We start from the raw sequence: 14,661 nt of genomic DNA, 5'->3' as shown, positions 1-14,661 counted from the left end.
AAGCCGGCGTCGACCCTGGCTTCAGAGGTGCACGATGTCGTCGAGAAGCCGGTAGTCGGGCAGCGAGGTGTCGATCGCCTTGCCGTCGCGGATCACGGTGCGGTCAAATTGCGTACGCGCCAGCATCTCGCAATAGTTGCGCGCCTTGAGCACGATCAGGTCGGCCGGCATGCCCACCTCGAGCGTGCCGCGGTCGATGCCCATGATGGCGGCCGGGGTGGCGGTCGCGGCCTTGATCCAGTCGTCCAGCGGATGGTCCAGATGCAGGATCTTCACGGCCTGCGTGAAGGTGTCGAGCATGTCGTGATCGCCGTAGGCATAGTACGGGTCGCGGCAGTTGTCGCCGGCCACCGCCACGCGCAAGCCGGCCGCCTTCATTTCGTGCAGCGTGGTCACGCCGCGCCAACGCGGCGTGCGCGCCGTCGGGCTGCGGTCTTGCAGGTACATGTTGACCGTCGGCAGGCTGACGATGTCGATGCCGGCATCGCGGCAGGCCGCGATCGTCTCTTCGATGAACTCGTCGGTCTGCAAGGCCAGCGCGGTGCAATGCCCGCACAGGATGCGGCCCGCAAAGTCCTTTTGCAACGCGGTGCGTGCCACGCGAATGAGCGTTCGCGAGCGCGGGTCGGTCGACTCGTCGACGTGCAGGTCCATGTCGAGTCCGCGTTCCATCGCCAGGGTGAACACGTTGGCCAGCGCCTCGTCGAGTTCTGCCGGCATCGGATCGTCGGGGTACTTGCCGAAGCGCGTGACGCAACCCAGGTTGCCCCCACTCTCGGCCACGATGTCGGCCAGCTGGCGGCCTTCGTCGGTCAGGAAAATGTCCATCGGCGCGATCGACGACACCTGCAGATCGATGCGGCCGGCCCAGCGCTCGCGCATTTCGCGCAGCACTGGAAACGAGATCGAAGACTGCGGTGCCAGCGAGTCGAGGTGCGTGCGGATCGCGACCACGCCCTTGGCATAGGCGGTCGACAAGCCGAACTCCATGCGACGCCGCACGTCTTCGGCGCTCCAGTGCGCCGAGCGGTCGGCCATCGTGGCCTTTGCAGCGCCGGCACCATCGCCGGTGGTGTTGGGCTGACGCGGCCAGATGTGTCCCTTGTCGAGGTGGGTGTGGCAGTCGACCATGCCCGGCAACACCATCGACGCATCGAGATCGGGGCCCAGTTCTGCGGGCAGCGTGCCGGCCGGCTCGATGGCGGCGATGCGACCGTTCTCGATCAACAGGTCAACGGCGACGAGGCCTTCAGAACGACGTGCCGGGAAGTCACCGTCGACCAGGCAACTCGGTGCGCTGAGCTGGCGCAGGGCATGGCGCGAATTCGCGGGCGGCTGGAAAAAAGAGTGGGTCATAGAAAATTCGTGATGTTTCCGAATTGGAAGCTCGAACCGTGCCAGCCCGCACGATGCGTCGACATCCACAGGTGAAAGCGTGGCTACAACGCGGCTTCCGGCGCGACCGCGTGTTGTGCCAACGCCTCCAAAGCCAGCACCAGCGCCGAGTGATCCGCTTGCGCGTGGCCGAGCGCGGCACACGCGTTCATGAGCTGTGCCGCACCTGCGGTCTGCGGCAAAGCCATGCCGAGGGAGCGTGCGCTCTGCATCGCGAGGTTCAGGTCCTTCTGGTGCAGCGCGATGCGAAAGCCCGGCGCGAAGGTGCGCTTGATCATCCGCTCGCCATGCACTTCCAGGATGCGCGACGCCGCGAAGCCGCCCATTAGCGCCTGTCGCACCTTGACCGGGTCGGCGCCGGCTTTCGATGCGAACACCAGCGCTTCGCCGACGGCGGCGATGTTCAGAGCCACGATGATCTGGTTGGCGACCTTGCAGACCTGGCCGTCGCCCGCGCCGCCGACCAGCGTCACATTCTTTCCCAAACGGTCGAGCAGCGGCCGGGCGCGCGCGAAGGCGGCCTCGTTGCCGCCGCACATGATCGTCAGGCTGGCCGCCCTGGCACCGACCTCGCCGCCGGAAACCGGCGCGTCGACATAGCCGCAACCGAGTGCCTCGATCTTCTTGGCAAAGCCCTTGGTGGCAATCGGGTCGATCGAGCTGCAGTCGATGACCAGCTTGCCCTTCGACAAGCCCGTCGCCACGCCGCCTTTGCCGAACAGCACCGTCTCGACATCGGGCGTGTCGGGCAGCATCAGGATGACGATGTTGGCCTGTCGCGCCACCTCGCTGGCCGCGCGGCACACCGTTGCTCTGGATGCGAAGGGCTCGGGTGCCTTGCTGCGTATGTGGACGAACAGGGTGTGGCCGGCCTCGAGCACGGTCTTTCTCCTCAATCCAGCATCGTCATGGCGAGCGATGTGGGTGCGTCTTCCATGCTCTCGACCAGCGGCTCGAACTCGTTAATGGCGTCGATTTCGGTGCCCATCGCGATGTTGGTCACGCGCTCCAGCATCACCTCGATCACCACCGGCACGCCAAACTCGGCCATCAGTTTTTCGGCCCGTTGAATGGCGGGCGCCATCTCTTCCTGCTTGCGCACGCGAATCCCCTTGCAGCCCAGGCCTTCGACCACTTTCATGTGGTCGACCCCATAGCTGGCCTCGATGCCCGCATCGGGCTCGGCGTTGATGTTGTCGAATGCCAGCTGCACGCAGTAGTCCATCTCGAAGCCGCGCTGGCTCTGCCGGATCAAGCCGAGGTAGCTGTTGTTGACGACGATGTGGATGTACGGCAGCTTGAACTGCGCGCCCACGGCGAGCTCTTCGATCATGAACTGGAAGTCGTAGTCACCGGAGAGCGCGACGATCTTTCGTGTCGGGTCGGCGGCCCGCACGCCTAACGCGGCCGGGATGGTCCAGCCCAGCGGGCCGGCCTGTCCGCAGTTGATCCAGTGGCGCGCGTTGTACACGTGCAGAAACTGCGCGGCGGCGATCTGCGAGAGTCCGATGGTGCTGACGTAGCAGGTGTCGTTGCCAAAGCTGTTGTTCATGCACTGGTACACGCGCTGAGGCTTCATCGGAACGTCGGCAAAGTTGGTCTTTCGCAGCATCGTCTTCTTGCGGTTGCGGCACTCGCCGGCCCATTTCGCACGGTCGGGCAACTGGCCGCTGGCCTTCATCTGCTCCGCCACTTCGACGAATTGCTGCAACGCCAGCTTGGCGTCCGACACGATCCCGAAGTCGGGCGTGAAGACGCGGCCGATCTGCGTCGGCTCGATGTCGACGTGCACGAAGGTGCGGCCCTTGGTATAGACGTCGACCGAGCCCGTGTGCCGGTTGGCCCAGCGGTTGCCTATGCCCAGCACGAAGTCGCTCGCCAGCATCGTGGCATTGCCGTAGCGGTGGCTGGTCTGCAGGCCGCACATGCCGGCCATCAGCGAATGGTCGTCGGGGATCGCGCCCCAGCCCATGAGCGTTGGGATCACCGGCACCCCGGTCGCTTCTGCGAAGCGCACCAACAGCTCCGATGCGTCGGCGTTGATGATGCCGCCGCCGGCCACGATCAACGGCCGCTCGGCGGCGTTCAGCATCGCGATCGCCTTTCTGATCTGCGCTTGCGTTGCAGCCGGCTTGTATGGCACCAGCGGCTGGTAGGTGTCGATGTCGAACTCGATGGTGGCCATCTGCACGTCGAACGGCAGGTCGATCAGCACCGGACCGGGTCGACCCGAGCGCATCAGATGGAAAGCCTGTTGAAAGACCTGCGGCATCTGGCCGGGCTCGCGCACCGTGACCGACCACTTGGTCACCGGTTTGCTGATCGACTCGATATCGACCGCCTGGAAGTCTTCCTTGTAGAGCCGTGCGCGCGGCGCCTGGCCGGTGATGCAGAGGATGGGGATCGAATCGGCCCAGGCCGAGTAGAGGCCGGTGATCATGTCGGTGCCGGCCGGGCCCGAAGTGCCGATGCACACGCCGATGTTGCCGGCGACGGCCCGCGTGTAGCCCTCCGCCATGTGCGATGCGCCTTCGACATGGCGCGCGAGAATGTGCGCGATGGTGCCTCGCCTTCGCAACGCCGAATACAGTGGGTTGATGGCGGCGCCGGGCACGCCGAAAGCCTGCGTCACGCCTTCTTTTTCCATCACCAGGACAGCGGCCTGGGCTGCGGTCATCTTTGTCATGTCGTTGTCTCCTCGGGTTCTGTCAGTGCCTCGACTTTAGGAAGACGCGACGTTTCGCAGAAGACGGCGTGGCACCATAAAACCTATTCCGTCACGGAATAAATGGCTAGCATCACTGGATGGACAGACTGTTGGCAATGGAGATGTTCGTGCGCGTGGTCGAGACCGGTAGCTTCTCGAAGGCAGCGCGCGAATTCAACACCACGCAACCCACCGTGACCAAGCAGATCGCAGCGACCGAGGCGCGACTGAAGGTGCGTTTGCTGAACCGAAACACGCGGGGTGTCGGCCTCACCGAACCTGGTGCGCTGTACTACGAAAAGTGCAAGAGCATCGTGCGCGATGCCGAAGAGGCCGACAGCCTCGTGCAGCTGCGACAAGGGCAGGCGCAGGGCTTGTTGCGCATCGGTACCTCGGTCGCTTTCGGCCGTCGCGTCGTCGTGCCGATGGCGCTCGACTACATGCGGCGCAACCCGCAGGTGCAACTCGACCTCAGTTTCGAAGACCGCTATGTCGATCTCATCGCCCAGGGAGTCGACGTCGCGATCCGCATGGGCCGCCTGGCCGACTCGTCGCTGGGCGCGCGCTTTCTCGGCACCAATCCGTGGGTCATGGTGGCGTCACCGGCGTACCTTAAGAAGCACGGCATGCCCAAGCGTGCGCAAGACCTGAGCGGCCATGCGGCGTTGATCTACAGCAGCGTGGTGGGCGACGACGTCTGGCGCATGAACACGCCCAAAGGCGATGCCATCACCGTGCCAGTGTCGGGTCGCTTCAGGTCCAACAACGTGTCGGCCGTGCTGGCCGCGGCGCGCGACGGCATGGGCATCGCGCTGATGCCGCGCTATGTCGCGGGCGAATCGTTGCAGTCGGCCAAGGTGCGAGAAGTGCTCGCCGACCACGCGCTGCCCGAGCAGGAGATGCACGCAGTGTTTCCGTCGCCCAAACTGGTGCCGGGCAAGGTGTCGAGCTTTATTGCCTTCTTACAGGGGCGGTTTGGCGCGGGGTGGTGGACGGCGCGTATTGCATAGAGACCTGCTTCCGCCCGACAGGGCCTTCGCGAGAAGATCGATGACCGACTGTGCATTCAATGTTCGGTACCGAACCGACTGCCGGATGCGGCTTTTGTACCTTGAAAGTGCTCGGGGTAATGTGCTTCACAACACCGGTTACAAAGGCGCTCCACGAAAGGGGTCAGATGATTCAACCTGGATTTGCAACACATGCTCCTGGCTGGGATCGCTTCTTTCGCTTTGTCGGGAGTGACCGTGACGCAGGGGTCTATGTCTGCCCTCACTGCGGCCTGAAGATCTATTCGGAGCGCGCGGCGACGCTGCCGGTTGCAACCGAGCGCACTCACCGCGCCTGGTGCGGCGGCGTGCAACCGAAGCGGCGGCCGAACTTCTCGTCGTGTTCTATCTGCGCGGCCGGGCAATGGATGACGGCCCGTTCCAGGCCACCGTCCACGCGGCGCGGCAACGGCTGGTCAACGGGGAGTCGCCAGTGCTGGACGCTGCGTTGCGACGCGACATCGCCGCGCAGGCTGATCGCACGGATGTCCAGGCGAATGTTCTGAGGCAAGTCGCCACCGTTGCCTCATGGCGGAACTTCGGATAGTTCTGGCGTTCTGGCGCTTCAACCTCGACGCAGGCGCTGCACGGGAGGCCTGAAGTGCCTCGTGCGCGCACTCGTGCCTAGTGCGACCCCGTGGTCTTCTCGTCGTTCTCGTTGGAGAGCGCGAAAAGATCCCACGCCGCCATGAACAGTGCCGCGATCACGGGCCCGATCACGAAGCCATTGATGCCGAAGAGCGCGATGCCGCCGATGGTCGACATCAGGACGACGTAGTCGGGCATCTGCGTGTCCTTGCCGACCAGCAACGGCCGAAGGATGTTGTCGACCAGTCCGATGACGAACACGCCGACGAAGATCAGCACACCGCCTTGCAGCAAATGTCCTGTGGCCAAAAAGTAGAGGGCAACCGGTCCCCAGATCAGTGCTGCGCCCACGGCCGGCAGCAGCGACAAGAACGCCATCAGTACGGCCCAAAGCAGTGCGCCCTGAACGCCCAGAAAGAAGAAGGTGAGGCCGCCGATGGTGCCCTGCGCAATCGCCACTGCCACGTTGCCCTTGATGGTGGCGCGGATGACGGTGGTGAACTTGTTGAGCAGGTAGTGCGTGTGCGGCTTGGCGAGCGGCAATGCGTCGCGAACCGTCTTCGACAATGGCGCGCCATCGCGCAGCAGGAAGAAAAGCAGGTACAGCATCACGAAGAAGCTCACCAGGAAGTCGAAGGTGTTTTGCCCGATGGTTAACGCCTTGCCCGCGACCAGCTGACTGCCTTCTGCCGCACCGGCCGTGATCCGCGCCTCCCATGCGGCCATGTCGCCGAGGTTGAAGCGCTCGAGCAGGTTCAGCAGCCACTGCGGCAACGCGGACAGGATCTGCTGAAAGTAGTTGGCGAAATTGATCTGGCCCGAACGGATATTCTGCGAAACCAGCGCCACCTCTTGGACCAGCGAGACGCCGACCAATGCCAACGGCAGGATCACGATGAAGAGGCAAATGGTGAGCGTCGCCAGCGCCGCCAGCGTGCGCCGCCTGGGCATCTTTCGGAGCAGCAGCTTGTAGAGCGGCGTGAACAAGATGGCGAGGGCCACGCCCCACATCACCGCGCCGAAGAAAGGCATCAACACCCAGATGAAGGCGGCTGTGACGGCGAGCAGAAGCGCCAGGAACACGCCGCGCTGGAGTTGAGGGGAATTCATATGGCTCGGACTTTAGCCGAGCAGCAGCCGTAACGTGTCGGCTGAGGCGCCTTGCAGACACTCAGGGCGATTACCGATTTCAGTGGGGGCGCCCCGTCGTAGGCTGAGATCGAATCACCCCCCAAAAGGGAAGATCTGCAAGGACATCGATCTTGACGACCCGAAAGACAACCAACGACATGACACACGAAAAAGCCCAACCCTCCCGCCGCAGAGCCTTGCTGCAACTCGGAACCGCAGTCGGCGCCAGTGCCCTTGCAGGCTGTGCGACTTCCACCACATCAGGCGCGGCTAGCGGCAAGCCGAAGTTCCAGGTGATCGGCAGCACGGTCCCGCTCATGGGCAGCGACGAGGTGTTTCCGGTGCGGCGCGTCTACTGCATCGGCCGCAACTATGCTGCGCACGCGGTCGAGCGCGGTTCCGACCCGACACGCGAGCCGCCGTTCTTCTTTCAAAAACCGAACGACGCGGTGCAATTGGTGCCGCGTGGCGTGACTGTCGATCACCCGTATCCGCCAGTCACGAAGAACTACCACTACGAAGTCGAACTCGTGGCGGCGCTGCACAAAGGCGGCCGCAACATCCGGCCGGAGCAGGCGCTCGACTGCGTCTATGCCTATGCCGTCGGGCTCGACATGACGCGGCGCGATCTGCAGAACGCGATGGCGGCAGAAAAGAAGCCGTGGGAGATCGGCAAGTCGTTCGACCACTCGGCCGTGGTCAGCCACCTGCATCCGGTGAGCCAGACCGGGCACTTCACCAAGGGCGCGATTTCGCTGAAGGTGAATGGGCAGGTCAAGCAGTCGAGTGACCTGTCGAAAATGATCTGGAGCGTGGCCGAACAGATCGCCAACCTGTCGATCTACAACGAGCTGTTTCCCGGCGACATCATCTATTCGGGCACGCCGGAGAACGTCGGCCCGGTCGTCGTCGGCGATGTGATGACGGGGCACATCGACGGGCTCTACGACATCAACGTGAAGGTGGTCTGAGCGCTGGTGCGCTAGTGCGCCTCGGCCTGCCGCGCCGCGTTGACGATCGCCTCTTCGTCGTGCGTGGTCCCGTTCAGAAACAGGTTCAACAGCACCGCTGCGATCGACGTCAGCAGGATGCCCGACTCGATCAGCGAGTGGATGCTGTGCGGCATCCACTGCTTGAAGTTGGGCGCAATGAGCGGGATCATGCCGACGCCGATCGACACCGCGACGATCATCGCGTTGTGTCGGTTGGTCTTGAAGTCGACGCCCGACAAAATGCGGATGCCGGTGGCAGCGACCATGCCGAACATCACCAGGCCGGCCCCGCCCAGCACCACGGTGGGCAGTGATTCCACCAGCGCCGCCATCTTGGGCAACAGCCCCAGCACGATGAGGATTACGCCGCCCGCCACGCAGACGAAGCGGCTCTTTACGCCCGTGACGGCGACCAGCCCGACGTTTTGCGAGAAGCTGGTGTACGGAAAGGTATTGAAAATGCCGCCGATCAGCGTGCCCAAACCGTCGGTGCGCAGGCCGCGCGCCAGGTCTTGCTGGCTGATCTTGCGGTCGGTCATTTCACCCAGCGCCAGGAACATGCCGGTCGATTCGATCATCACCACGATCATCACGAGCGTCATGGTGAAGATCAAAAACGGATCGAACTGCGGCATGCCGAAGTGGAACGGCAGCACCACGTCGACCCACGCCGCCTTGCCCACCTTTTCAAAGGTCATGATGCCCATGGCCGTCGCGACGACGGCACCGATCACGATGCCCAGCAGCACCGAGATGTTGGCGATGAAGCCCTTGGCGAACTTGACGATGAGCAGAATCGAGACCAACACCAGCGCCGCGATGCCGACCCCCGTGAGGTCGGCGTACCTGGGGTTGGGCACCGTCGGCAGCAGGGCCAGGCCCTTGGGTATCGGCGGGATCGCGGAGCCGGGCGAGGTGACGTCGGCCAGCCACTTGGCGTAGGCCGGGTCGACGACCGTCGGCGCGGTCGGGCCGAACGGGTTGCCGAAGATCCAGTTGATGCCGACGCGCATCAGGCTGATGCCGATGACCGCGATGATGGTGCCGGTGACCACCGGCGGAAAGAACCTCAGCATTCGGCTCACCAGCGGGGCGATTAGTATGGAGATGATGCCGGCGCCGATGATCGAGCCGAACAGCAATTGCGCTCCGGACTGGCCCGGGTTGGTACTGGCGATGGCGACCATCGGTGCCACCGACGCAAAGGTCACGCCCATCATCACCGGCAGCTTGACGCCGAACCACTGCGTCGCACCGAGCGACTGAATCAAGGTGGCGATGCCGCAGCAGAACAAGTCGGCCGAGATCAGCAGCGCGACCTCTTCAGGGCTGAGCTTGAGCGCGCGGCCGACGATGAGCGGCACCGCGACGGCGCCCGCATACATGACCAGCACGTGCTGCAGGCCCAGGGCAGCTAGCTTGCCCGCTGGGAGGTGTTGGTCCACGGGATGAACGGCCGGGTGAGCCGCTTGCAAAAGTGAATCCGTCATGCCATGTTTCCTGTTCACCAAGTTGTACGCGAAACTGTATACAAAGTATCGGACTGGCTGAATAGCGAGAAACCCGCACGCTCTGCGGCGCCGGGTTCGTTTTGCAGCGTCGCCGAGGCGGGGTTGCAAGCTTCACGCCAGCCGGTGGCCGCGGGGCCGCCGTAGGACTTGGCGCTAGGCCACGATGTCATCGTGATCCGAAGACTCCCCGGGTCCGTAGACCAGGGACACACAGTCTCAAGGCCCTCATGGACATCCCGAACAAAGCTTGCCTGTTGAAACAATTTCAGTCGCTGTCCGCCTCTGTGCAGGCGCCACACCCGTGCTCACCCGAACTCGGGCTTCTCTCCTTCGAGCTTGCCGATGTAGACCGCAAGTGGGTGGCGCTGGACGATCCGGTGACTGCCCAGTCCTGGATTGCACAACTGGGATGCACGCATTTGGAACTCGAGGCGGCGGTCCATGCTGTCGGCCACTCCTCAAGGCAGGTCAGCAGTTACCTTGCCCAGATGAGCGGCGACAGGCAGCCGCACCACCCAGCGGACGCGTATCAGGCGGTCCCGTGACGCTTCAGCTGGCGCACGCCCAGCACGCGCGCGTCCGGCCTGATCACAGCTCCTTCTCCGGGATGAACGGCCCGATCAGGCGCAGCCAGAGGCGCTGCCACGTCGTTGTTTCAGGCGGTACCTCGTAGACGACCTGCGTGCCGTCTTCGTTTTTTTCGAGCCACTCGACTTTCTGGCCATCGGTGCTCAAGCGCAATTCGTAAGAACTGCCGGCGTCGCCGAAATCGTCGAGTTGTCGGGCCATCTCCGCGCTGTCGATGATCATTCCGAGTTCGGTGTTGAGCTCAGCCGACCGCGGATCGAGGTTCATCGAACCCAGGAACACCTCCTTTTGGTCGACGATGGCGTTCTTCATGTGCAATGCGCCCGTGCGGCTGCCGAAAATGCCGAGCTTGTGGCGCTTGACGCTGAGCGAGGGGCTCAGCTCCCACACCTTCACGCCTGCCTGCAGGAGCGTTTTAACGTGTGCCTCGTAGCCCACGTAAACCCACGCCTCGTCGGTCGAAGCGAGTGAGTTGGTGATGAGCTCGACACCCAGTCCGGCCCTGCGTGCGCCGACCAGGCTGGCCACCGCGCTGTCGCTCGGGACGAAGTAGGGCGACACCATCTTGATGTTGTTGTGAGCGGTCATGAACCAGCCGATGACCGCTTCGATCACCGTTCCCTTGATCGAGTGGTGCGTCTCGTTGAAGCCTTCGGTCTTAGTGACCGGATCGAACACGACTCGCGCTTTTGCCAGCAGCAGCGGGCTCAACGTCCCGCGCGCCAGTTCGAACGGAAGGTTCAGCATGGGAACGAGTTCGAGCGGCAACAGGCTCGGCTCGCCATCCGTCGGATCGCGCGGCCTGCCGTCGACGGGAATCTCGCTCGCCCGCGGCGGCGCGGCACTGCCTGTGTCGCGCTCGAAGGCCTGCTGGAGCTGGACGCGAGTCGCATCGCTGCGGGCAATGCTCTGCACTGGAAATACCACTTCGCTGTTCCAGTACACGTCGAACGCATGCGACAGGTCGCGCACCATCGGACCGGCGACGAAGGTGTCCATGTCGATGAAGTTGCTGCCGGCGGCGTTGGTCACGTATTCGTCGGCCATGTTCCGGCCGCCCGCCACGGCCGCGACGTTGTCGGCGATGAAGAGCTTGTTGTGCATGCGCCGGTTGACGCGGGCGAAGTCGAAGCCGGAACGTATGTAGCGCGTGACGTCGCTGCCGCGTCCGGCCGGGAACGGATTGAACAGGCGGACCTCGACGTTCGGATAACTGGCCAGGCCCAGCAGGAGTTCGTCTTCCCCCGCGGTGTACAGGTCGTCGATCAGCAACCGAACGCGGACGCCTCGTGCGGCTGCATCGCGCAATGCTCGCATCAGTGCGCGGCCGGTGTTGTCGCCTTGCAGCAGGTAGTACTGGACGTCGACGCTGCGGGTCGCAAGCCGGGTCAGCTCGATGCGTGTCGCGAAGGAATTGGGACCGTACGGTTGCAACCGGAAGCCGGAGCGGTCGTCACCAGGCGCTGCCGGCAGCACCTTCTGCGTGATGGCGGCGAGCGGTGTCTGCGCGTAGTCGACGATGGCGGCCGTTGCAGCCGGGCGAGGCAGCGATGGCAGACCGGCACACGCGCCCAATGCGGCGGTTATGCACAACGGCAACGCAATGCGCATGAGGTGAGCGAACCGTGCAAGCCACCGGGAGAACGTTCCGCGGTGTGCACGCACGTCTGCCCTTCAGGCCAGCAAATCTGCCAGCGTCCGCGCGATCACCTTGGTGGCCCGACGCAGGTCTTCGAGCAGCACCCGCTCGTCGTTGCGTTTGGCGTGCGACTCGAGCACGGTACGCGGGCCGGCGCCGTAGATCACGCCCGGGATGCCGGCCTCGGCGTAGAGCCGTACGTCGGTGTAGAGAGGCGTTCCCATCGCCTTGATCGGTTCGCCGAAGATGGCTACGCCGTGCTTCTGGATCGCGTCGACCAGCGGCTTGTTGCCGGGCAGCGGGCGCATCGAATTCGCGAGCAGCAGGCGTTTGATGCCAACGGTGATTCCAGTGGATTCTGCTGCCGCATCGGCAATTACTTTGCGGATGGTGGCCTCGACGTCGACCGGGTTCTCTTCCGGGATCATGCGGCGGTCGAGCTTGAAGACGACCTTGCCGGGCACCACGTTGGTGTTGGTGCCGCCTTCGATGCGGCCGACGTTGAGGTAAGGGTGCGTGATGCCCTCGACCTTGGACGTCACCTTTTTATAGAGCGCGTTCTGCGCATAGAGAGCATTCAGGATTTTGGTCGCGCCCTGCAATGCGTCGATGCCGGTGTCAGGAATCGCGGCGTGTGCCATCTTGCCGTGCACCGTTACTTCCATCTGCAGGCAGCCGTTGTGCGCGGTGACCACTTCGTAGCTGAAGCCAGCAGCGATCATCAGGTCGGGCTTTGTCAGGCCGTTCTTCAGCAGCCAGCCCGGGCCGAGAAGGCCACCGAATTCCTCGTCGTAGGTGAAGTGCAATTCGACGGTGCCCTTGCTCGGCCTGGCGACGGCTTCGAGCGCGCGCGTTGCGAAGGTGAAGCTGGCGAAGTCGCTCTTGCTCACCGCCGTCGCGCGGCCGTAGATGCTGCCGTCGTCTACCTCGCCACCGTAGGGGTCGTGCGTCCAGCCTTCGCCGGGCGGCACCACGTCGCCGTGCGCATTGAGTGCGACCGTGAGGCCTTCGCCTGCGGCGCCGTACTGTCGCCGCACGATCAGGTTGGTGATCGATTCAAGTCCGTAGTCCGCGACCTCCTGCGCCGGCACCGGATGCTTCTCCGCCTCGAAGCCGAAGTCCTTCAGCAATTCAGCAGTGCGCTCCGCATGCGGCGCGTTGTTGCCCGGTGGCGTGTCGGTCGGCACGCGCACCAGCTGCTGCAGAAATTTCACTTCGTCGTCGAAGTGCGCATCGATCCAGGCGTCGAGCCTTGCGTAGTCGGTCATGAGGTTGTCGGGGTTCAGTGCGTCTGTTCCAGCGCCAGGTTGTCGAGCAGAAGCGAGAAGGCTTCGACCGCCAGCTGGATGTCGTCGTTGGTGCTCGATTCGAGCGGGTTGTGGCTGATGCCCGAGTTGATCCCGCGCACGAAGAGCATCGCTTGCGGCATGACTTCGTGCAGCTTCATCGCATCGTGGCCGGCACCGCTGGGCATGCGGAACAGTGGAATGCCAAGCGCGTCGACCGCCTTCTCCCAACGCTGCTGCCATTGCGCATCGCTCGGCGCGGCGGCGGCGCGCATCGTTTCTTCGAGCGTGTAGCGCACCGCGCGGCGCGCGCAGATGTCCTTCAAGGCAGCCAGCACATCATCGACCACCGCATCGCGCTGCGTGTTGTTCGGCGCGCGAATGTCGAGGCTGAACTTGCAGCTGCCGGGTACGACATTGATGGAGCCGTTGGGCACCTGCAGCATGCCGACCGTGGCAACAGAATCGCCATCTTTGCCGGCGCGTTGTTCCGCGAACAGGATGAGTTCCGACACCGCTGCGCCTGCATCGCGGCGCCGGCCCATCGGCGTGGTGCCGGCGTGGCTCGCCATGCCGATCACTTCGCCGACGTAGCGCACGCTGCCGTTGATCGATGTCACGATGCCGAGCGGCAAGTCGAGCTCGTTCAGCACCGGGCCTTGCTCGATGTGGACCTCGACGAAGCCCAGGTATTTCTTCGGGTCGCGCTGGATCTTCGGGATGTCTTCGGGGTTCAGCCCGGCGTGCGCCATCGCATTGCGCATGGTCACGCCATCGGCATCCTGCTGATCGAGCCAGGCTGGATTGAAGTGCCCGATGAGCGCGCCCGATCCCAGAAAGGTCGCCTTGTAGCGCTGGCCTTCTTCTTCGGCAAAGCCGACGACTTCGAAGGCGAAGGGCAGGCGGCGGTTCAGCTTCTTGAGTTCGCGCACGCAGGCCATCGGCACGAAGATGCCAAGCCGTCCGTCGTACTTTCCGCCATTGCGCACGGTGTCGTAATGCGAACCTGTGATCAGCGCTTTCGCATCGGTTGTCGTCGCCTCGTAGCGGCCGACCACGTTGCCGACCGCGTCGATCCCGACGGTGTCGAAGCCGCAATCGCGCATGCCCTGCGCGAGCTGCGCGGCGCAGGCGCGGTGCGCGTCGGTGAGGTAGGTGACGGTGAGCTGGTCGAGTTCGGCATAGCCCGGATCGGAGTGCACCGACAGCGCCTCCTGCCAGTCCCACACATCGTTGCCGAGCGTCGGTACGTGGGCGAACTTGTCGCCGAGCCGAATCTCGGCGATGCGATGGATGTTGCGCAGCGCCTCGCCCTGTTCGAACGACGGATGGTGATGCACGCGCCGCTCGAAGGTGTCGATGATCTCGCGCTTGGAGAGGCCCGTGCCGCGCGGTCCTCGCACGGCCAGGATGAACGGAAAGCCGAACTTCTGGCCGTAGCTGGCATTGAGTCGGCGGATGTGCGCCAGTTCTTCGCCCGTGCAGTTCGTGAGTCCGGCCTTGCCTTGCTCGTGGGTCGATTCGGCGGTGAGCGTGTTGCTCTCCATCTGCTTGCCGGCGAGCTCCGGATGCAGGCGGATCAGCGCAAGCTGCTGCTCTGCGGTGGCACCGGTCACGGCCTGCGCCATCGCGTGCTTCAGGTGCTGCAGCGAGCGGAAGGGCCGCGCTTGCAATGCCTTCTCTGCCACCCAGGGCGAGTGCTCGTAGATGCCGTCGAGCAATGCAACGGCTTGTGCCGGCGGGGCGGCGTTCAACTGGTCGATGGTGAGGGCCAT

Annotated in this window: 12 protein-coding genes; 3 read left to right on the top strand and 9 right to left on the bottom strand. The window is 64.0% G+C overall.

Annotated features, from left to right (window positions below):
* Positions 1 to 21: 21 nt before the first annotated feature.
* The 3 genes from QN413_RS04260 to gcl all read right to left on the bottom strand — a co-directional run bounded on the left by QN413_RS04260 (position 22) and on the right by gcl (position 4,081).
* A complete protein-coding gene (locus tag QN413_RS04260; protein WP_323495405.1) occupies positions 22 to 1,356 on the bottom strand; it encodes a cytosine deaminase in 1,335 nt (444 codons plus the stop codon).
* Positions 1,357 to 1,439: 83 nt separating this feature from the next.
* Positions 1,440 to 2,276, bottom strand: a complete 837-nt coding sequence (locus QN413_RS04255; RefSeq protein ID WP_323495404.1) for a 2-hydroxy-3-oxopropionate reductase — start codon at positions 2,274 to 2,276, stop codon at positions 1,440 to 1,442.
* Between the two features lie 11 nt (positions 2,277 to 2,287).
* Positions 2,288 to 4,081 (bottom strand): glyoxylate carboligase, encoded by a 1,794-nt coding sequence (gene gcl / locus QN413_RS04250; protein WP_323495403.1) that lies wholly within the window; start codon positions 4,079 to 4,081, stop codon positions 2,288 to 2,290.
* Positions 4,082 to 4,200: 119 nt separating this feature from the next.
* Between gcl and QN413_RS04245 the strand changes: the two genes are divergently transcribed.
* Entirely contained in the window at positions 4,201 to 5,112 is a 912-nt protein-coding gene (locus QN413_RS04245; RefSeq protein ID WP_323495402.1) for a LysR family transcriptional regulator, read from the top strand.
* 325 nt (positions 5,113 to 5,437) lie between these two features.
* On the opposite strand, the gene QN413_RS04240 is transcribed toward QN413_RS04245, so the two are convergent.
* Together QN413_RS04240 and QN413_RS04235 are read right to left on the bottom strand one after the other, a co-directional pair.
* The gene (locus QN413_RS04240; protein WP_323495401.1) at positions 5,438 to 5,662 is read right to left on the bottom strand and encodes a hypothetical protein; all 225 of its coding nucleotides are present in this window, start codon (positions 5,660 to 5,662) and stop codon (positions 5,438 to 5,440) included.
* 113 nt (positions 5,663 to 5,775) lie between these two features.
* Complete coding sequence (locus tag QN413_RS04235; RefSeq protein WP_323495400.1) at positions 5,776 to 6,849, bottom strand: AI-2E family transporter; 1,074 nt, start codon at positions 6,847 to 6,849, stop codon at positions 5,776 to 5,778.
* A gap of 179 nt (positions 6,850 to 7,028) precedes the next feature.
* Between QN413_RS04235 and QN413_RS04230 the strand changes: the two genes are divergently transcribed.
* On the top strand, positions 7,029 to 7,841 hold the full coding sequence (locus QN413_RS04230) for a fumarylacetoacetate hydrolase family protein (RefSeq protein WP_323495399.1): 813 nt from the start codon (positions 7,029 to 7,031) through the stop codon (positions 7,839 to 7,841).
* A gap of 11 nt (positions 7,842 to 7,852) precedes the next feature.
* Here the strand turns inward: QN413_RS04230 and QN413_RS04225 are convergent, their stop codons facing one another.
* Entirely contained in the window at positions 7,853 to 9,352 is a 1,500-nt protein-coding gene (locus QN413_RS04225; protein WP_323495398.1) for a nucleobase:cation symporter-2 family protein, read from the bottom strand.
* A gap of 248 nt (positions 9,353 to 9,600) precedes the next feature.
* Here QN413_RS04225 and QN413_RS04220 point away from each other — a divergent pair, with 248 nt between their 5' ends.
* Entirely contained in the window at positions 9,601 to 9,918 is a 318-nt protein-coding gene (locus tag QN413_RS04220) for a DUF3606 domain-containing protein (RefSeq protein WP_323495397.1), read from the top strand.
* A 43-nt stretch (positions 9,919 to 9,961) separates the two neighbouring features.
* Here the strand turns inward: QN413_RS04220 and QN413_RS04215 are convergent, their stop codons facing one another.
* From QN413_RS04215 to uraD, 3 genes are all read right to left on the bottom strand, one after another.
* A complete protein-coding gene (locus QN413_RS04215) occupies positions 9,962 to 11,560 on the bottom strand; it encodes a phospholipase D family protein (protein ID WP_323495396.1) in 1,599 nt (532 codons plus the stop codon).
* 75 nt (positions 11,561 to 11,635) lie between these two features.
* Positions 11,636 to 12,868: a M20 family metallopeptidase gene (locus QN413_RS04210; RefSeq protein ID WP_323495395.1), complete on the bottom strand. Its 1,233-nt coding sequence runs from the start codon at positions 12,866 to 12,868 to the stop codon at positions 11,636 to 11,638.
* A 14-nt stretch (positions 12,869 to 12,882) separates the two neighbouring features.
* Complete coding sequence (gene uraD, locus QN413_RS04205; protein WP_323495394.1) at positions 12,883 to 14,661, bottom strand: 2-oxo-4-hydroxy-4-carboxy-5-ureidoimidazoline decarboxylase; 1,779 nt, start codon at positions 14,659 to 14,661, stop codon at positions 12,883 to 12,885.

This window comes from Variovorax sp. LG9.2 (assembly GCF_035018885.1).
Classification (GTDB): Bacteria; Pseudomonadota; Gammaproteobacteria; order Burkholderiales; family Burkholderiaceae_C; genus Variovorax.
Note: the sequence above shows the minus strand (reverse complement) of the source record. Positions and strands in the feature narration are given on the sequence as shown.